Source organism: Vibrio litoralis DSM 17657, assembly GCF_000426765.1.
Taxonomy (GTDB): Bacteria; Pseudomonadota; Gammaproteobacteria; order Enterobacterales; family Vibrionaceae; genus Vibrio; species Vibrio litoralis.
Window position 1 is genome coordinate 218,825 of sequence record NZ_AUFZ01000017.1, and the last position, 19,880, is coordinate 238,704.

Consider the following 19,880-nt stretch of genomic DNA (forward strand, 5'->3'; position numbering starts at 1 on the left):
CACCTTCCTTCTTAGGAGTTATAAAACTATTTGAAGTTAACGAAATCCACCTACCTCATACCTTGAGCACCACCAGCGTCAAACCATAAAATAGATATCTTTCAATCAACTTCCTTATTAAGGGTTAATCAATTACTTTCGTTCTAGTAGAACTATTAAAAATAAGTATAAGAATGGGCAGATTGGTCTGAATACTGCCCAGAACATAAATTAATGAGTTAATGCATTTTCCGCTGTAAGTACTTGAGCCAACTCTGTCACATCATTTAGTAATGCTTCGAAATCATTCAGAGTTAAGCATGGATTTAAAATCGTGAATTTCAGCGCTGCTTTACCATCGACAGTGGTTTCACCTAATACAGCCACACCACGAACCAAAGCTTCGATGCGAATTTGACGATTTAAGTCATTTAACGCTTGCTCGTTCAAGTTAGCATTGCTGTAACGCATTAATACCGTTGAAAGTGCTGGCGGAGCCAGAAGTTCAAATGCGGCATTATTTGCAACCAATTGCGCCACTTCATGGGTTTGATCGATCAAGTGATCGTACATTTCACCTAGCGCTTTAGTACCGACACTTTGCATTGTCATGAATACTTTCAAAGCATCAAAGCGACGTGTGGTTGCCATTGATTTATCGACTAGGTTTGGCAGTTCATCGGTTTCACGGTTTAGGTAGTCCGCGTGATGCAGCAAGTACTTAAAGTTGGCCTTATCTTTCACCAACACTGCGCCACAGCTAATTGGTTGATAGAACAACTTATGGAAATCAACACTGATTGATTGAGCTCGCTCAATACCCGCTAAACGGTTTTTATGACTACTTAGAATTAACGCGCCACCATAAGCACCATCAACATGCAGCCACATATCATGAGCTAATGCTAAGTCGGCTAAGGTGTTTAAATCATCAATCGCGCCGTGATCGGTCGTACCGGCAGTGCCGACCATCGCAAATGGAATTAAGCCTTCTGCTTTTAATTGGTTTAAGGTGTCGGCCATCGCATCGGTGTTAATCGTGCCGTCGTTATGAGTATCCACACAAACAACCGCGGCTTCACCTAAGCCCATTAATGACGCTGTTTTTTGTACTGTGAAGTGAGATTTCTTCGAACATATGATACGTAATTTATCGGCATAGTCTGGTAAACCTAACTTTTGAATCGAATGCTGACTTAACTTATCGGCAATCCAATCACGAGCTAACAATAAGCCCATTTGATTACTTTGCGTGCCACCACTGGTAAATACGCCATCCGCGTTATCCCCCATGTTGTAACGGTCACATAACCAATCCACTACTCGTTGCTCCACATAAGTGGCTGCTGATGCTTGATCCCATGAATCCATAGACTGATTTAAAGAAGCAATCATGGCTTCCGCTGCAATCGCTGGTACTAATGGCGGAGTATGCAGGTGAGCAATACAACTTGGATGTTGAACAAAAATCGAGTTCTTCGCCACCAAGTTTGTTGTGCTGTTAATTACCTGCTGCAAATCACTGTTACTAGAATCAAGATTAACCGCTTCGATTTGCGCTTTTAACAGCTGAGGTTCAATGCCTGAATATGGCTTATCTACCGCTTCAAATACTGCTTTCATTGCTTGAGTGGTTTGATTCATGGCTTTTTCAAAACTATCCGCACCATGCGCACCTGTCTGAATAAAGTGTTGCTGCCAATCTTGATGATTCGCTTTTTCTTTAGTTGGATCAATACCACCACCAGCGGCAATGATGGCTTCTTTAAGCGTTTTCAAAGCGAAATCAATTTGCTCAAAGCTGATGATTACTGGCGGTAAGAAACGTAATACCGAACCATCACGACCACCTTTTTCAATCATCAAACCACGCTCTAATGCTGCGCGTTGGATCTTAAGCGTTAATTCTGGCGCTGATACAGGCTCACCAAACTTATTCAACTCGCCACTTGGTTGCACTACTTCTGCGCCAAGCATCAAACCTTTACCACGAACTTCCGCAATACAGCCGACTTCTTGTTGAATTTTTTCTAGTCCAGCACGTAAGTACTGCCCCGCCACTTTGGCATGCTCAACTAAGTTATCACGTTGAATGATTTCCAATGCTTTCGCGCCAGAGACCATTGCTAATTGGTTGCCACGGAAAGTACCAGTGTGTTCACCTGGATTCCAAGTATCAATTTCTTTATTGAATACCAAAATAGACATTGGTAAACCGCCACCAATCGCTTTTGATAAACAAAGAATATCTGGTGAAATGCCTGACTCTTCAAAAGCAAAGTTATGACCAGTTTTACCCACGCCGCATTGGATTTCATCAAAGATCAATAAGATGCCATGCTCTTGAGTAATACGACGTAATTCGCGTAACCAAAACGCAGGTGCAGGAATCACTCCGCCCTCGCCTTGAACTGGCTCAACAATAATTGCAGCAGGCTTTTGAATACCGCTTTCATCATCATTTAGCATACGTTCGATATAACGAATATTTTGCTTAGCACCTTCATCGCCACCCATACCAAACGGGCAGCGTAGGCTATATGGAAACGGCATAAAGTGCACGTCAGACATTAAGCCAGTACGACGCGCTTTAGTACCTAGATTCCCCATCATTCCCATGGTGCCATTGGTCATACCATGATAAGCACCACGGAAGGCAATCATGGTGTTACGACCAGTCGTCTGCTTAGCCAGTTTAATTGCCGCTTCTACTGCATCGGCTCCTGATGGACCACAAAACTGAATCACTGAGTTTTCGGCAAAATTCTCAGGTAGGAATGATTTCACCTGCTTAATAAAACGATCTTTTGCGGGCGTCGTAATATCTAAAGTTTGGTAAGGCAGTCCCGTATCAAGCTGCTCTTTTAATGCTTGGTTGATTTCTGGGTGGTTATAACCCAGCACCAAGGTTCCCGCGCCTGCTAGGCAATCTAAAAACAACTGGCCACGGGTATCTTCAACTAAAGCGCCATAAGCACGTTTAATTGCGATAGGTAAACGACGTGGATAAGAACGAACCGCTGATTCATGCTGTTCTTGATCCAGTAACACTTGATCAAGGGCAAGATCGTACACACCATCAACATAAGGAATATTGGTGGTGAATGGCATTTGGGCTTGGTTAAGCTCAAAATCAAAAGCAGTGGTCATTGATAAACCCTTAAACGGTATTTACTCAGAAGTTTGAGCTACAGACGTGATCATCAACGCTGCAATTTCAAATATGAAGAGTATTGATATTAAATACTGACTGAATTACCAGCCAAACCGACTTCAATGAAAATAAGTCATTAATTCAAATTGAAGACACCAAACACAGCCCTTGCCTACAAATAAATTTGCAAACAATAGGCGAGAAATGCAAAAAGCAAATCAGAGGTTAGCGAATAGAACTCAAGGTTCCGTTATATTTGAACTTCGTCGGCTTAGCGGAGTACAAGTGTAAGAGTTTAAACTTGTAATATGAGATCGCTTCATCGTGCGCAAAAAGGCCACAATTGAACGATTAAGATGAGTGAAGCTGATTTTTAAAATCTGGATTAATGTATTCAAAGTTGGGCTTCCTATAACAATGCGGATGTCTTTCGCATCGGTTCCCGTCTACTGATTAACTCGATGTTAACAGTACCTACTCATACGTAATGGCACAATCAGCTTGAATGTCCTTACGCGTATCCCCCTAAGGTAAATCTATCGTTAGAATTAACGATAACCTTGAGATTGTGGCGGAAAATAACATAGAAATTATTTTCAACGCAAACGATTTTTATCACACATAATAAAGGGGAGAATAAATTTAATTATTCTCCCCTCGTTTCATATTTCCGTTCTATCTTAAAAGTACTTGATTAGCCACTATTTACGACTTTTTAACCTTATACATAGCTTGAATTTCTTTTTTGTATTTTTCGTAAATCTTTTTACGACGTAACTTCAAGGTTGGCGTTATCAAGCCGTCTTCAATCGAGAACTCTTTTGGCAACAAGGTGAATTTTTTGATTTTTTCAAAGCCTGCCAATTCTTTTTGAAGATGCTTTAAACGTTGTTCAAAATGTTCAACCACATGACTATGCTTTAATAGCTCTATCGGTGATTCATAATGAATGCCCTTTTCTTTTGCCCAAGCATCCAATGATTCAAACGCCGGAACAATCAAGGCAGTAACGTAGTTTTTCGCATCGGCCACAATCGCCACTTGCTCAATGAAAGAACAGCTGCCCACTTTTCCTTCTACTCGCTGAGGCGCGATATATTTGCCATTCGAGGTTTTCATTAACTCTTTGATGCGATCAGTAATATACAAGTTACCATCTTCATCAAACTGCCCAGCATCACCGGTTTTTAGCCAACCATCTTCAAAGGTTTCTGCGGTATCTTCAGGGCGGTTGTAATAACCTTTCATGACAATGTCACCACGGATCAAGATTTCGTTATCTTTTCCGAGCTTCACTTCTGTTTGGCTTAACGGCTGTCCATTCGATCCCGTCACGCGGTTCGCAATAGTATTACAGGTCACCGTTGCGGTGGTTTCCGTCATACCATAGCCACATAACACTGGAACATTAATCGCATGAAAAAAGCCGGCCACGTCTGCATCTAATGCTGCGCCGCCACAAGGCATAAATTTCAAACGTCCACCAAGCGCATTTTGCAACTTACTAAAGACTAATTTGGTCGCTAGTGTATTTTGCCACTCAAGAAAAACACTTGATGCACGACGGCCTTGGCTAGCTTCAAATTGCTTCTTACCTACCTTCATCGCCCAGGCAAAGATCAGCTGTTTAGCCTTGCTGCCTTTAGTTACTTGTTCTTGAATTGCGCTATACACTTTTTCTAGAAATCTTGGGACTACGCACAGAGTATTAGGCTTGGTCGCGCTGATCGCTTGCTTAACACGGTTGGTATCTTGCAAGTAAACGTTCTTACCACCACGAGCTAAAACATAAAATGACCAGCTGCGCTCAAATACATGGCTCAAGGGTAAAAACGCAAGAGAAGTGTCACCTTCCGTAAAGCCTAGTACTTCATCATGTTGAGAGATCGTAGAAGCAAAATTACGGTAGTCCAGCATCACTCCTTTCGGATCGCCAGTAGTACCCGAGGTATAAATAAGCGTGACTAAATCATCGAGCAGAGCTTGTTCAACTCGAATCGCTAGCTCTTGATGTTGTGATTGCTCTACTTGATACGTTTCCGCCAATAACTCATCAAGATGCCAATGATTTGGGCGTACTTTCAACTTTACCGAACTATCAAACACAATCACTGATTCAATATTAGGTAAGGCATCTTGCAATTCACACGCCATTTGATACTGCTGAGCATCATTAACGAACAACACTTTAGCTTCAGCATCATTTAAAATAAATTGCGCTTGTTCGAGTGTACTGGTTGGGTAGATAGGAACAATCACCGCCCTAGCCTTTAAACTAGCTAAATCGGCACACGTCCACTGCGGGCAGTTTTGCGAAAGAATGGCACATTTATCTTGGATTGAAACACCAAGCTTAATTAACACTTTTGCCAGTTTATCGGTTTGTTCTTCAAGCTTCTGCCAAGTAACAAGGTTCCATGGAGCCTCAATTTCAAAGCCTTCCAACGCAATTTGATCTGCGCGTTGCTGAGCTTGGTGTTTAAACAAACGGATAAGATGATAAGCATCAAGAGACATAAATAGATTCCAGTTGAGCGTACAGGCGTTTCGATTTGGCGCAATATTACCCTATAACAGGAAAAAAACGAAACAGTTGTAAGCTCAAAGGGTACAAATAAGAAAAATATTCATAATAAACTAATACAAAGGATAGGCTTTATGAGTGACAACTTTAAATACCGCCAACCCAAAAAAGCCCCAATCATTTCTGATCAGGGCTTTCTTAATTGGGTGCGACACACGAGGTTCCCTGCTTTTATGGACTAGGCGTGACCTCAGCCTTGGCAAGGTTACGCCCTACCAATTGAACTGGCGTCATTCAAAGATCTCGAAATTAGTAAACTTATAGATGTAAAAAAGCCCCAATCATTTCTGATCAGGGCTTTCTTATTTGGAGCGACACACGAGGTTCCCTGCTTTTATGGACTAGGCGTGACCTCAACCTTGGCAAGGTTACGCCTTACCAATTGAACTGGCGTCATTCAAAGGTCCCGAACCTCGAAATTAGTAAACTTATAGATGTAAAAAAGCCCCGAGCATTTCTGAGCGGGGCTTTCTTATTTGGAGCGACACACGAGGTTCGAACTCGTGACCTCAACCTTGGCAAGGTTGCGCTCTACCAGCTGAGCTAGTGTCGCATTTGCTACATAAATGTAGACTTTAATAGATGGTGCCCCGGGCCGGACTTGAACCGGCACAGCGCGAACGCCGAGGGATTTTAAATCCCTTGTGTCTACCAATTCCACCACCAGGGCACGCAATTCTTTATTGCGATGCCTTAACTGAAAAGTTAGAACACCATCTGACACTGAACGTTCATTCAATATCGCAAAATTTGGAGCGACACACGAGGTTCGAACTCGTGACCTCAACCTTGGCAAGGTTGCGCTCTACCAGCTGAGCTAGTGTCGCTTTGTCTCAATTTAAGCAAGATTATGGAGGCGCCTCCCGGAGTCGAACCGAGGTCCACGGATTTGCAATCCGCTGCATAGCCACTCTGCCAAGGCGCCTTACCTTGCGAAGAACTTAACTCTTTCGAATTACGTTGCGTTCCTCTTGAGTACGGGATGGCATTTTACGGATTAAGCCAAGCACGTCAACACTATTTTTCGATTTTTAAATCGTTTGTCTATTTTGCAGTCAAAAACCGTTATATCGCACATTTTAACGTCTAATTTTGTCGATATTTCTGACAGAAAACTGAGAAAAAATCTCTTAGCTATTAGAAGCTAGAAGCAAAAAGCCCTACATAATCTTTTTTATAATGAAGAATATGCAGGGCTCTGGTAATTCAGCTTTCAATTGACTTAATTAATCACTTTCACTAGCCAGTAGATCTCCTTTGGCGGCTTTCAAGTATTGATACATCGACCAATATGTCAGAGCGGTTGCTATGTATAAAGTAATATAACCTAGCCATACCATCCAATCATCATAACGCCAGATCAGTACCCACAAGGCAAACATTTGTGACAGTGTCTTCCATTTGCCAATCCAAGAAACCGCAACGCTCGCACGCTTGCCAATTTCGGCCATCCACTCACGTAAGGCTGAAATAATAATTTCACGAGCTATCATAGTCGCTGCCGGAATGGTAATCCAAATAGAGTGATAATGTTCTGTAATTAAAATGAGTGCTGCGGCAACCATTACTTTATCGGCAACAGGATCTAAAAAAGCACCAAAACGAGACGTTTGACCTAATTTTCTTGCTAGCACCCCATCAAGCCAATCGGTAACCCCTGCAATCCAAAATATTATGGCAGCTGCAAAAGGCGACCATGAATAAGGCAGATAGAAAACGGCAACGAAAACAGGGATTAACGCAAGTCGAAGTAAAGTTAAAATATTTGGTATTGTAAATCGCATAATTACGTCTCTTGGAGAGTGCGGCTTAATGTTGCGTTAAAACGTCTAGGGTTTCAATGCTTCATGGATGATTTCTGCCAAAGATTTGCTGATCCCAGGAACTTTGGCTATTTCTTCTACAGTTGCTCGTTTTAATTCTTGTATACCACCCATATATTTCAGTAAAGCTTGGCGGCGTTTCGGGCCTACGCCTTCAATACCTTCTAAAGTACTGGTTCTTCGGGTCTTGGCTCTTTTCGCACGGTGACCACTGATCGCATGATTATGGCTTTCATCACGAATATGCTGAATCAAATGCAATGCTGGTGCGTCACTCGGCAAATTGAACTCTTCACCGGTAACTTTAATTAACGTTTCTAAACCGGGCTTTCTGGTGACACCTTTGGCGATACCAATTAGTTCTGGTTTTTTCGGCCAGTCTTGCCAATGTTTTTGGATTATCTCATAAGCACGGTTAAGTTGTCCCTTACCACCGTCAATAAAAATCACATCCGGTATCTTTTCGGCATATATTTCATCAGTATATTGTTGTTTAGAATAACGACGCTCTAATACCTGCCCCATCGCGGCATAATCATCACCGCCCGTGATACCGTCAATATTGTAGCGACGGTACTCTTGTTTAACCGGACCTTCACGGTTAAAAACCACACAAGAAGCGATAGTGCTTTCACCCATGGTATGACTGATATCGAAACATTCCATGCGCTCAATACGTTCCATACCAAACTCAGCTTCTAACTCTTTAACTCGCTGATTCACAGTCATTTTATGACTAATCTTCGACGTTAACGCACTGCGAGCATTGGTGTTGGCCAAATTAAGGTAACGACCTCGGATCCCTCTAGGGCTGACATGGAATGTAACTTTACGGCCAGCAATTTCGGTTAATGCGGCTTGTAATGGGCTTTCATCATCGAATAGATCAACGTTATAAGTAATGCGATTTGGAATAGTCGACGCTTCATTATGACTTAAATAATACTGATTCAAGAAGCTCGAAAATACTTCGTGGTCATCGGTATTATTAGGAATTTTAGGAAAGTGACTGCGGCTACCCAGCACTTTACCTTGCCTGATCATTAAAATATGAACGCAAGCTAGGCCATTTTCTTTGGCAAAGCCAATCACATCCATATCTTCTGCGCTGTCATTGGATACTGATTGTTGCTCTTGCACACGACGTATCGCTTGAATTTGATCGCGATACTTAGCCGCTTTTTCAAACGCTAACGCTTGGCTTGCCTCGTCCATTCTTTGAATTAAAGCATTCAACACCAGGTCATCTTTGCCTTGTAAGAATAACCGAACATAGTTGACACTTTCCGCATATTCTTCATCACTAATCAGACCTTTAACACACGGGCCTGAACAGCGTTCAATTTGATACATCAAACATGGCCTAGTGCGATTGGCATAAATGCTGTCTTCACATTGGCGAACCGGGATGATTTTTTGTAATAGATGAAGCGTTTCTCGTACTGCCCCTGCATCAGGATAAGGGCCGAAATACTCCCCTTTCCTTTTCTTTGCGCCACGATGATAGGCAAGACGAGGATGCTTGTGTTTGGTAATTAAAATATAGGGGTAAGATTTATCATCCCTTAATAGCACATTGTATTTAGGAAGATATTGCTTGATGTAGTTGTGCTCTAAAATTAAGGCTTCGGTTTCGGTGTGCGTCACCGTGACATCAATTTTGGCAATATGACTAACTAGAGCCTTGGTTTTTTCGTTATCTAGATTCTTACGAAAGTAACTGGAAAGACGTTTGAATAGATTTTTTGCCTTACCAACATAAATAACGTCAGCCTCGGCGTTATACATACGATAAACGCCAGACTGTTCAGAAACTGTCGATAGAAAAGAAGCAGGATCAAACGAATTTGGCACTACAGAGTCTCTGTATTTATCATGCCATAACGGATTGCGAGATGGGTTAACTCTACGTCACCACTAATATCAAGCTTGCTAAACAGGCGGTAGCGATAGCTATTTACTGTCTTAGGGCTAAGATTAAGCTGCTCGGATATATCCGTTACTTTTTGTCCTTTGGTGATCATCATCATGATCTGTAGCTCACGTTCAGATAGCTCTTTAAATGGATTATCTGAAGGTGCTGAAAATTGACTCAATGCCATCTGTTGCGCGATTTCAGGTGAAATATAACGCTGACCGCTGTTGACCATTCTAATCGCATTGACCATTTCATCTGGCGCAGCACCTTTAGTTAGATAACCAGCAGCACCTGCTTGCATGACTTTGGTTGGAAATGGATTTTCAGTATGTATTGTTAGAACAATGATTTTAATATCAGGATTAAAACGTAAAATTTTCTTGGTGGCTTCAAGGCCGCCAATACCTGGCATATTCATATCCATCAAAATAACGTCCGCGTGATTAGCACGGCACCATTTTACAGAATTCTCACCACTGTCAGCTTCCCCTACTACTTTCATTCCACGGACGTCTTCAATTATACGTCGAATCCCTGTGCGAACCAGTTCGTGATCATCTACAAGGAAAACATTTATCACTCTTGTATCTCCACACTTGGATTATCGCTAAACTAACGAGATTATTAATCGTTAGTCACTACATTCTAACTTATTTGCCGCCACAAAATGAGTGCTAATATCAGAATCCGTACTGTTTTGTGACCAACCCACAATAAATATAATCATCTATGTGAGTAGGTTGTATAAACCTACATCTAGTAAGCTTTATAAAATCAAGTAATTACAGATGCATTATTAATGGTTTGATTAAGAATGCAAGGTCGGAATAGAAATTTTATTTTACCACTTTGAGTATATACCTAAACTTTCAATCGAGATTGGTTGAAAACTCGCATCATTATCAATCAGTTTGTTATCATATTCCCCTTAAACAACTCTGGATATATTTTCACTTGAATGGTTCATCAGACATCAATACCTCCAATATCGACCAAGGCTTTGTGCTGACACGACAAGCTCGTGATTTACACCATTCTGGCTCCCAGACGCAAATTGAACTTTGGGTCGCGACCGATAACGGACCAACCCAATTATTAATTGCCGCCGAGCGTAGTGTGTTTTTCGTTTTACAAGAACACCAACAGACCGTTAGTAATGTATTAAAACAGCAACATATCCCCTTTGAAATTCAACCAGTTGCACTCAAAACTTTTAGCCAGCAACCGGTTTGTGCTTGTTACTTTGACAATATTCAATTAGCCAACCAAGCTAAAAACATTTTAGCTCAATCGAATATCGACTGCTTTGAAGATGATATCCGCCTGACTGACCGCTACTTAATGGAACGATTTATCCGCGGAGGCATTCAATTTACCGGTCAGTTTTCACAGCAGAAGCATTATAAGAAAGTCACACAAGCTCGCTGTAAATCGGTATTCTACCAGCCTAATCTCACAGTGGTTTCTTTAGATCTCGAATGTTCAGAAAAAGGCATCTTGTATTCGGTTGGTCTCGATTCAAAAATGGATAGTCGAGTCATCATGATTGGTTCGCCACAAAAGTATGACGCAGAAATTAACATTCAGTGGGTAGAAAACGAATATACCCTCTTAACCGCCTTAGTCGATTGGTTTGAACAATTTGATCCCGATATCATCATTGGGTGGAATGTGATTGATTTTGACTGTCGATTATTAGCCAAGCGAGCAGAATGGCATAAACTGCCGCTGAAACTAGGCCGAGCGCAACAAAAGTTGTATTTCAGACAATCCAATAATACTCAGCAAGGTTTTGTTTCTATTCCGGGCCGGGTGGTTTTAGATGGCATCGACACCTTAAAAACCGCGACCTATCACTTTAATTCGTGGGCGTTAGAATCTGTGGCTCAAAGCCTACTCGGGGAAGGAAAAATCATCCATGATCCGTTTAATCGTATGGATGAAATCAATCGCCAATTCCGCGAAGATAAAATTTCTCTTGCCACTTATAACCTGCAAGATTGCCGTCTAGTCACGCGCATTTTTGAGCAAACTCATTTACTGCAATTTGCTATTGAACGCTCACGATTAACCGGTGTAGAGCTCGATCGTATTGGTGGTTCAGTTGCCGCCTTTACCAATTTGTATTTACCACAATTGCATCGCGCCGGTTATATCGCGCCAAATCTTCACTCTGAAAACTGGTTCGCAAGTCCTGGTGGTTACGTGATGGATTCCGATCCCGGACTCTACCATTCTGTACTAGTACTCGATTTCAAGTCACTCTACCCTTCAATTATTCGTACCTTTCTGATTGATCCTATGGGGCTAGTTGAAGGATTAAAACTTGAAATAGGCCAAGAAGATAATCAAGCCGTCGCCGGATTTCGCGGTGGGCAATTTCACCGTAGCAAACACTTTTTACCTAACATGATTGAAGCATTGTGGGCGGCGCGAGATGTCGCCAAGAAAAATAATGAAGCGGCCTTTTCGCAAGCCATTAAGATCATCATGAATTCATTTTACGGCGTACTCGGCTCTTCTGGTTGTCGTTTCTTTGATACTCGGCTGGCCTCTTCTATTACCATGCGTGGCCATGAGATCATGAAGCAAACCCGAGTATTAATCGAAGAAAAAGGTTACCAAGTAATTTATGGCGATACTGACTCTTTGTTTGTCTCTTTAATTGAGCCCCACAACCAGCAACAAGCCGATCAAATTGGCCAAAAACTGATTAAAGAAATTAACTTGTGGTGGCAGCAACATATTAACGAAGAATTTAACCTGCAATCGGCACTAGAGCTTGAGTACGAAACCCATTATCAACGATTTTTAATGCCTACCATTCGCGGATCTGAAACCGGTTCGAAAAAACGCTATTGCGGTCTTATCAATACCGATGGAAAAGAAAAGATGGTGTTCAAAGGATTAGAAAGTGCTCGCACTGACTGGACACCACTGTCACATCACTTCCAACACAAACTGTATTCGATGATCTTCCATGACGAAGACCCGCAAGCCTTTATTCGCCAATATGTTGAAGATACGCAAAATGGAGTTTATGACTGTGATCTTGTCTACCAAAAGCGCCTACGTCGAAAACTCAGTGAATATCAGAAAAATATTCCACCACAAGTCAGAGCGGCGCGTTTAGCCGACGAAAAGAATGCACGCCGAGGACGTCCTTTGCAGTATCAAAATAAAGGGAGAATAGAATATCTGTTTACGCTCAATGGCCCAGAGCCTAAAGATTATTTAGAAAGCCCTATCGACTATCAACACTATATTGATAAACAGATTAAACCGGTTGCCGATGCGATTTTGCCTTTTATCGGCTTAGACTTTGAATCAATTATAGCACCACAAATTGGTCTATTTTAATATGCACCCTTCGTACTTGAAGCTCCAGCTTTGTTGACGACGCTCATTCACCCCAATCATTTAGACAAGCTAAACTCATGGAGCTTCATTCACTTGTCGCCTCACTGCAACCCCAATTACTTTGGGTATAAGCTAAACTAATAATTATTTTTGGTATTAGATTAAGATCGTGATATTTTCTCGCTCAAACATACTTTCAAACACAAGAGCCTCTGTGCTTCTTAGATTTAACTCAGGAAAAATCATGCCTAAAGCTAGTGATATTAAAAAAAATGCCGTTGTAGAACTAAACGGTCGTGTATTCTCTGTACGTGAGATCAGTAAATTAACGCCAAGTGGCCGTGCAGGTGCAAGTCTGTACCGTATGCGTATGTACGATGTAGCAACTGGTGCTAAATCAGATGAAAGCTTCAAAGCTGATGAGATTCTAACTCTGGCTGACTTTAGCCGTCACAGCGTAATGTTCTCGTACATTGATGGTGATGAGTATGTGTTCATGGATAATGAAGACTACACGCCTTATCACTTCAATAAAGAAACAATTGAAGACGAAGCCTTATTCTTTAACGAAGATACTCAAGGTTTAAGCGTTGTGATCGTAAACGATAAGCCTGTAGCGGTTGAGCTTCCTTCAAGTGTTGAACTAGAAATCGTCGAGACATCACCTTCGATTAAAGGCGCATCAGCAAGTGCTCGTACTAAACCTGCAACACTATCGACTGGCCTTGTTGTTCAAGTACCTGAATACATTTCAAGTGGCGACAAAATTAAGGTTAACACCGCTGAACGTAAGTTCATGGGCCGTGCTGACTAAGCACTAAAAAATAAAAGCGATCACTTACGATAGATTACTCGCTTTTATAAACACACCAATCAAGTATATTTAAGGCAATAATGACAGATTTAATCTCTTACGATGACGTAATCGAAGTCGGCTATGACATTTTTTTAGAAATGGCACCAGACAACCTAGAAGCGGCAGATGTCATCTTATTCACGATGCAATTTGAAGAGCGTGGCGCAGCTGAAGTAGTCGAAACAGGTGATGACTGGGCTCAACACGTTGGCTTTGAGGTTGATAAAGAGACTTACGCGGAAGTAAAAGTAGGATTGGTCAATGAGGCCGATGATGCTTTGGATGATGTGTTTGCTCGCATGCTAATTAGCCGCGACCCTGACAATAAGTTTTGCCATATTTTGTGGAAAAGGGATTAATACTCCCATTTCCATAAGCGCATAACCAAAAAAAGGGCCCATCAAGTAATTTGATGGGCCCTTTTAGTATCCGTAATCAGTATTTCAATTATACCAATCAAATTAATTAGGTGATCAGAAATTGCGAAGGAAAAAGCCTTGAGAACAAGGCATAAATTTTCGATAAGTAGTTGTTCTACAATCAAAATTTATAACGCAGTTATCGAGGCTTTTCACAAGCAATAATGAGCAGATAATTAGTGCGATTGGTATTATTGACGAGTTCTTGGCTTACCAGCGGTAGATGATGGCTTGCGACGATTCGTCTGCTTACCTTGACGACCGCCTACTGCTTCACCATTGTTCACTTTATTGGTTGTTGTGCCTTTGGTCGCGACATTACCGCGAGAAGCATTGCGGCCACGACCTTTTGGCGCTGTTGAACGCTCTTCGTGACGCTTCACTGCGCGGCGGATCTTCTGACCACGAGAACGCTCACGTTTACGAGAATGCTTATCAGGGTCAATCAGTGTTTCTTTTTCAGGTTTAAGATCAACCATTTCACGCAAGTAGTTCACGTCTTTAAGCTCAAGCTCTACCCAGCCACCACGTGGTAATGCTTTCTCTAAGAAAATATCACCATAGCGAACACGTTTCAGACGGCTAACGGTTACGCCTTGAGATTCCCACAAGCGACGAACCTCACGATTACGACCTTCAGTGATCATCACGTAGAAAGTATGGTTCATGCCTTCACCACCAGCGTAGACAACATCTTCAAAACGAGCCATGCCGTCTTCAAGTTCAACACCACTAGTAACGTTACGAACCATCTCTTCGTTTACTTCACCAAACACACGTACTAAGTACTCACGTTCCACCTGACGGCTTGGGTGCATTAGTCGGTTGGCTAGTTCACCATCGGTTGTAAATAGCAATAAGCCACCGGTGTTGGCATCAAGACGGCCAACCGAAACCCAACGAGAACCTTTAATTTTTGGTAAGCGATCAAATACCGTACGACGACCTTCTGGATCATGGCGAGTACATAGCTCCCCTTCGGGCTTGTTGTAAGCAAGAACTCGGCAAATCACTTCTTCAGAATCTTTTACTGACACTTTATGGCCGTCAATACGAACGATGGCGTTGTCATCTTCCAATCGGTCGCCTAGTTTGGCCACTTGTCCATTAATGCTCACACGGCCAGCTTGAATCATCGCTTCTAATTCACGACGAGAGCCGTTGCCTGCACGGGCTAAAATCTTCTGTAACTTTTCGCTCATTTATATACCTATTATTCGTCGACTTCACAGCCGTCTTCATTGCTTAATTTAAAAATAAACTTTATAAAACAACAAATTAAAATTAGTTTCTTTTCTTTAACTATCATAAGATTAAGAAAAGGCAACAAAGTATACACTAGTTTGCTTAATACCTGAATGTTTAAACAACAAAGCCCCACAATTAAATGTAGGGCTTTCTTTATAAATAAAATAGAGCAAATGGACTTTATTCAAATGGCGTTGGATCGCCTGCACCACGGCGCACAATGACCATCTCATCATCGCTAAAATCAACCACGGTCGTTGGCTGTTCACCTAAGAAACCACCGTTCATGATCAAATCAACCGAATGCTCTAATTTGTCGCGGATATCTTCTGGATCAGACTCGGCGTAGTCATTACCCGGTAAAATCAGGGTAGTCGACATTAATGGCTCACCTAATGCCTCTAGTAAATCCAGCGCAATTTTATTATCTGGAACACGAATACCAATCGTTTTACGCTTCGCGTTCATTAAACGACGTGGTACTTCTTTGGTTCCTTTAAAGATAAAGGTATACGCGCCCGGAGTGTTATTTTTCAAAAGGCGGAAGGCGGTATTATCGATACGTGCATAAAGTGATAACTCAGAAAGGTCGCGACATAACAAAGTAAAGTTATGCTTGTCATCGATTTTACGAATACGGCAAATACGCTCTAAAGCGGTTTTATTTTCAAGCTGACAACCTAATGCATAACCAGAATCCGTAGGATAAACAATTACCCCACCATTGCGAATGATCGCAACCGCTTGATTAATCAAACGAGCTTGTGGGTTTTCTGGGTGTAGATAAAAAAACTGGCTCATTGATACTCCTAATTGAGATAAAGATTAGGCCTACACTGATACTGTTGACTTAATCATATTGGCTGCGTCAGATTCACTCACAGTTGTTAGGCTGAGTCAGCCCCAAACTCTAAGTGTGCAATCTGCTGCCAATCTTTCCAGACTGGTTCAACACCAGACGGTAACCATAAATTACGACCAAGCTCTGTCCATGGTGATGGATAATGAAAATCAGATCCTTGCGAGGCAAGTAAGCCATTTTCAATCGCGTAGTCGGCTAATGTTCTTCTTTCTTGTTGAGCTTGCTGAGGTTGGGCGACTTCCATCGCATCACCACCAGCAGCCACGAATGCTGCAATTAAACGCTTCAACCATTTAGCTGTCAATTGATAACGGCCTGGATGCGCTAAAACCGCAACACCTCCAGCGGCATGTATTGCTGAAACCGCCTCTTCAATGCTGCACCATACCGGTGGAACATAGCCCGGATTATTCCGCGTTAAATATTTCTTAAACACTTGCTGCATGGTTTTCGCATAACCATTTTCAACTAACCATTTGGCAAAATGAGAACGGGTAATTGATGCGCCATTGGCAATCGCCTGAACTTCTTCTAACACCCCTTCCCTAGTGTGTTTTGCCAAGCGAGCAGCCATTAATTCGGCTCGTTCAATGCGTCGTTGCTTTTGCGATTCAATTAATTGCTGTAATGCAGGATGTTGAATATCAATATCCAAACCAACAATATGAATATCTTTATTCTGCCATACCGTAGAAAGCTCAATACCCGTGATCAAATGCAAAGGTAGAGACTGCTCAGCAATATAATCTTGTGCCATCGCAATCGCATCGACACTATCGTGATCAGTGATAGCTAAAACATCTAAGTTCATTTCAACCGCACGATCGAGTAGTTGCTGTGGACTTAACCGTCCATCAGAGCATGTCGTGTGGCTGTGTAGATCGATTCTCATGAAAATAAATGGCCTTACATTGAGATTATTAAATAAAAAAGCTTGACTCAAAACCAATGAACTAGTTTACTAGTACACAAGAACTTAAGGGATAACCCAACAAGATAAAGCGGAGGCGACTATGACAAGCAATGTGTTACAAGATAATAACATTATTCTAAATCCTACTGTAGCTCATTCTCGTGATTTATCTGAGGGCGCTTCTTCGATTGCTTCAAACCTTCATTTCAATGGTTGGCGAATTTGGCACATGTCATCATGGCGAAGGAAAAAGACTAATCATAACTTATCAATTGATTAAGCTACTTCGCCCGCCCAGATGCGGGTTTTTTATTGTCTATTTTCAATTGAATGCTTTATAAACAATCACATTGCTTTCTCTTAACCCAGTCCACAAATCTTGCAAATAACTCGTGGATAAATAACAAAATATGGTAAAAAAAGTTTATACAGTGAACGCGCGATAAGTCGAAATAAACTTGTGAAAGCAAACGGAATTTTAATAAAAGATTAAAGGAAGTCTTATGAATAAGGCCGCAAAGATTCATCAAGATAAGATCAACCACAAACACCCAATTGACGTGTTTCAAGTGGACACCCCTTATCTCGAAGACCCAACGCAAGTTTTTCATGCTTTATGTGTTAACGATAACGCCCTTGAAACCCAAAACAGTTTATTGCTAGAAAGTGCCGAAATCAGCTCAAAAGCAAATCTAAAAAGCCTACTTCTTATTGATGCAGCAGTACGTATTGAATGTCGCGGTCATCAAGTAATCATGGCTGCAAAAAGCTTAAATGGTCAAAACTTACTGCAAGCGGTTAAAGCGAACTTAACCAGTGGCGTGCTCACTCAAGCAACCGACAAAGCCTTAACTCTTTCTTTCGATGCACCTAACGACGCGATTGATGAAGACTCTCGCTTGCGTCAATCTTCTAGCTTTGATGCTCTACGTGTCGTTCAACACAGCTTTGATTTACTGCAACTGCCTGATTCACTCGGTGCTAATAAAAAACTGGCTATCTTTATTGGTGGTTCATTTGCTTATGATCTCGTCGCTAATTTTGAAGATCTAGGTGATGCTAAATCCATTGATAACTGCCCTGATTATGTTTTCTACGTAGCAGAAACTTTGATGATTTTCGATCACCAAACCCAACACTGCAGTGTGCAAGCGACCGCCTTTAATAGTACCAACAGTATTAAAGCTGAGCTTCAACAGCGTTTAGACACCATCGCAGAACATTGCACTGATGTTGCCCCGCTCCCACAAGCAACGGAAGTGGCGGACATGTCAGTGGAAACCAATATTTCTGATGAAGACTTTTGCCAAATCGTTCGTGACTTAAAAGAATTTGTGGTTAAAGGGGATATTTTCCAAGTCGTGCCATCACGCCGTTTTTCACTACCTTGCCCTTCTCCGCTTGCCGCCTATAAAGCTTTAAAACAAAGTAACCCAAGTCCATACATGTTCTACATGAAAGATGAGCTATTTACTTTATTTGGTGCATCACCAGAAAGCGCATTGAAATACGATGCAGATAATGAGCAAATCGAAATCTACCCAATTGCAGGTACCCGTCGTCGTGGGAAAAATGCCGATGGTTCAATCAACTTTGATCTTGATAGTCGTATCGAATTAGAACTGCGTAACGATAAAAAAGAAAATGCTGAACACATGATGTTGGTCGATCTCGCTCGAAATGATGTCGCAAGGATCGCCACCGCAGGCTCTCGTCACGTAGCCGATTTACTGAAAGTCGACCGTTATAGCCATGTCATGCACTTAGTATCACGCGTAGTGGGTGAATTGCGTTGCGACCTTGATGCTCTGCACGCCTATCAAGCTTGTATGAATATGGGCACATTAACTGGCGCACCGAAAATTCGCGCCATGCAATTAATTCGAGATGTAGAGCAACAACGACGCGGCACTTATGGCGGCGCGGTTGGCTACTTAACCGGTGAAGGTGACCTTGATACTTGTATCGTGATTCGCTCCGCTTATGTTGAAAACGGCGTAGCACATGTACAAGCCGGTGCTGGAGTGGTATTTGATTCAGACCCACAATCGGAAGCTGATGAAACTCGCGGCAAAGCACAAGCCTGTATTAGCGCTATTCAACTCGCACATCAAGCTAACTCAACTCGTAATCCACAAGGTTAAGGTGATCATCATGGCGAACATTCTTTTTATTGATAACTTTGATTCATTCACCTACAACCTTGTTGACCAATTTCGCACACTAGGCCACGACGTTACGATTTACCGTAATAGCCTATCAGCGGAAACCATTGAACAAGCCGTACAGCAACTAGAAAACCCGGTCGTCGTGCTTTCACCAGGACCCGGCGCACCTTCTGAAGCGGGTTGTATGCCTGAGCTAATTCAACGCCTAAAGGGTAAGGTGCCGATGATTGGTATTTGCCTAGGCCACCAAGCAATTGTTGAAGCCTACGGCGGCATAGTGGCTGGCGCAGGTGAAATCATTCATGGCAAGGTATCAATGATGGTGCATGACAATCATCCAACCTATCAGAACTTACCATCACCTTTTGCGATTGCTCGTTATCACTCTTTGGTTGCCACTCATGTGAGTCATACGCTGACGGTAACCGCGCAAGTTGATGGATTAGTCATGTCTGTGGTTGAAGAAAATCACAAAGTCTGTGGCTTTCAATTTCACCCGGAATCCATTATGACTACCTATGGCGCGACATTATTAGAAAACACAATTCGTTGGGCATTAGAGAAATAGAGCCGAGAGCCGAGAGCCGAGAGCCGAG

Annotated in this window: 13 protein-coding genes and 4 tRNA genes; 5 read left to right on the top strand and 12 right to left on the bottom strand. The window is 42.1% G+C overall.

Going from position 1 to position 19,880, the window contains the following annotated elements; genetic code table 11:
* Window positions 1–210: 210 nt before the first annotated feature.
* From K358_RS0106475 to uvrY, 9 genes are all read right to left on the bottom strand, one after another.
* Window positions 211–3,129: a pyridoxal phosphate-dependent class III aminotransferase gene (locus K358_RS0106475; RefSeq protein ID WP_027696056.1), complete on the bottom strand. Its 2,919-nt coding sequence runs from the start codon at window positions 3,127–3,129 to the stop codon at window positions 211–213.
* A 709-nt stretch (window positions 3,130–3,838) separates the two neighbouring features.
* Window positions 3,839–5,650: an AMP-dependent synthetase/ligase gene (locus tag K358_RS0106480; RefSeq protein WP_027696057.1), complete on the bottom strand. Its 1,812-nt coding sequence runs from the start codon at window positions 5,648–5,650 to the stop codon at window positions 3,839–3,841.
* Between the two features lie 544 nt (window positions 5,651–6,194).
* Window positions 6,195–6,270 (bottom strand) — tRNA-Gly (locus K358_RS0106490).
* 30 nt (window positions 6,271–6,300) lie between these two features.
* Window positions 6,301–6,387: transfer RNA gene (locus K358_RS0106495), tRNA-Leu, on the bottom strand.
* Window positions 6,388–6,468: 81 nt separating this feature from the next.
* Window positions 6,469–6,544: transfer RNA gene (locus K358_RS0106500), tRNA-Gly, on the bottom strand.
* Between the two features lie 24 nt (window positions 6,545–6,568).
* Window positions 6,569–6,642, bottom strand: a tRNA-Cys gene (locus K358_RS0106505).
* A 301-nt stretch (window positions 6,643–6,943) separates the two neighbouring features.
* Window positions 6,944–7,501, bottom strand: a complete 558-nt coding sequence (pgsA, locus tag K358_RS0106510) for a CDP-diacylglycerol--glycerol-3-phosphate 3-phosphatidyltransferase (protein WP_027696058.1) — start codon at window positions 7,499–7,501, stop codon at window positions 6,944–6,946.
* A 45-nt stretch (window positions 7,502–7,546) separates the two neighbouring features.
* Window positions 7,547–9,394 (bottom strand): excinuclease ABC subunit UvrC, encoded by a 1,848-nt coding sequence (gene uvrC, locus K358_RS0106515; protein WP_027696059.1) that lies wholly within the window; start codon window positions 9,392–9,394, stop codon window positions 7,547–7,549.
* The gene (uvrY, locus tag K358_RS0106520) at window positions 9,394–10,038 is read right to left on the bottom strand and encodes a UvrY/SirA/GacA family response regulator transcription factor (RefSeq protein ID WP_027696060.1); all 645 of its coding nucleotides are present in this window, start codon (window positions 10,036–10,038) and stop codon (window positions 9,394–9,396) included. The genes uvrC and uvrY overlap by 1 nt, the downstream gene beginning before the upstream one ends.
* Window positions 10,039–10,412: 374 nt before the next feature.
* On the opposite strand from uvrY, the gene K358_RS0106525 reads away from it, so the two are divergent.
* From K358_RS0106525 to K358_RS0106535, 3 genes are all read left to right on the top strand, one after another.
* On the top strand, window positions 10,413–12,818 hold the full coding sequence (locus tag K358_RS0106525; protein ID WP_226981023.1) for a DNA polymerase II: 2,406 nt from the start codon (window positions 10,413–10,415) through the stop codon (window positions 12,816–12,818).
* Between the two features lie 244 nt (window positions 12,819–13,062).
* Entirely contained in the window at window positions 13,063–13,632 is a 570-nt protein-coding gene (efpL, locus tag K358_RS0106530; RefSeq protein ID WP_027696062.1) for an elongation factor P-like protein EfpL, read from the top strand.
* A gap of 80 nt (window positions 13,633–13,712) precedes the next feature.
* On the top strand, window positions 13,713–14,033 hold the full coding sequence (locus tag K358_RS0106535; RefSeq protein ID WP_027696063.1) for an HI1450 family dsDNA-mimic protein: 321 nt from the start codon (window positions 13,713–13,715) through the stop codon (window positions 14,031–14,033).
* Window positions 14,034–14,284: 251 nt separating this feature from the next.
* Here K358_RS0106535 and rluB read toward each other — a convergent pair whose 3' ends face one another.
* From rluB to rnm, 3 genes are all read right to left on the bottom strand, one after another.
* Window positions 14,285–15,295, bottom strand: coding sequence for a 23S rRNA pseudouridine(2605) synthase RluB (gene rluB / locus K358_RS0106540; RefSeq protein ID WP_027696064.1), 1,011 nt, complete (start codon window positions 15,293–15,295; stop codon window positions 14,285–14,287).
* 226 nt (window positions 15,296–15,521) lie between these two features.
* Window positions 15,522–16,142, bottom strand: coding sequence for an L-threonylcarbamoyladenylate synthase (locus tag K358_RS0106545; RefSeq protein WP_027696065.1), 621 nt, complete (start codon window positions 16,140–16,142; stop codon window positions 15,522–15,524).
* An 86-nt stretch (window positions 16,143–16,228) separates the two neighbouring features.
* A complete protein-coding gene (gene rnm, locus K358_RS0106550) occupies window positions 16,229–17,095 on the bottom strand; it encodes an RNase RNM (RefSeq protein ID WP_027696066.1) in 867 nt (288 codons plus the stop codon).
* Window positions 17,096–17,619: 524 nt separating this feature from the next.
* Between rnm and K358_RS0106560 the strand changes: the two genes are divergently transcribed.
* Window positions 17,620–19,260, top strand: coding sequence for an anthranilate synthase component 1 (locus K358_RS0106560; RefSeq protein ID WP_027696068.1), 1,641 nt, complete (start codon window positions 17,620–17,622; stop codon window positions 19,258–19,260).
* Between the two features lie 10 nt (window positions 19,261–19,270).
* Window positions 19,271–19,852 carry an aminodeoxychorismate/anthranilate synthase component II gene (locus K358_RS0106565; RefSeq protein WP_038149910.1) on the top strand — a complete coding sequence of 194 codons (582 nt, stop codon included), beginning with the start codon at window positions 19,271–19,273 and terminating at the stop codon, window positions 19,850–19,852.
* Window positions 19,853–19,880: the final 28 nt, after the last annotated feature.

What these genes read in the sequence shown, in the direction of transcription:
- K358_RS0106475 (WP_027696056.1), bottom strand. Translation starts at nt 3,129, where the DNA reads ATGACCACTGCTTTTGATTTTGAGCTTAACCAAGCCCAAATGCCATTC.
- K358_RS0106480 (WP_027696057.1), bottom strand. Translation starts at nt 5,650, where the DNA reads ATGTCTCTTGATGCTTATCATCTTATCCGTTTGTTTAAACACCAAGCT.
- pgsA (WP_027696058.1), bottom strand. Translation starts at nt 7,501, where the DNA reads ATGCGATTTACAATACCAAATATTTTAACTTTACTTCGACTTGCGTTA.
- efpL (WP_027696062.1), top strand. Translation starts at nt 13,063, where the DNA reads ATGCCTAAAGCTAGTGATATTAAAAAAAATGCCGTTGTAGAACTAAAC.
- K358_RS0106535 (WP_027696063.1), top strand. Translation starts at nt 13,713, where the DNA reads ATGACAGATTTAATCTCTTACGATGACGTAATCGAAGTCGGCTATGAC.
- rluB (WP_027696064.1), bottom strand. Translation starts at nt 15,295, where the DNA reads ATGAGCGAAAAGTTACAGAAGATTTTAGCCCGTGCAGGCAACGGCTCT.
- K358_RS0106545 (WP_027696065.1), bottom strand. Translation starts at nt 16,142, where the DNA reads ATGAGCCAGTTTTTTTATCTACACCCAGAAAACCCACAAGCTCGTTTG.
- rnm (WP_027696066.1), bottom strand. Translation starts at nt 17,095, where the DNA reads ATGAGAATCGATCTACACAGCCACACGACATGCTCTGATGGACGGTTA.
- K358_RS0106560 (WP_027696068.1), top strand. Translation starts at nt 17,620, where the DNA reads ATGAATAAGGCCGCAAAGATTCATCAAGATAAGATCAACCACAAACAC.
- K358_RS0106565 (WP_038149910.1), top strand. Translation starts at nt 19,271, where the DNA reads ATGGCGAACATTCTTTTTATTGATAACTTTGATTCATTCACCTACAAC.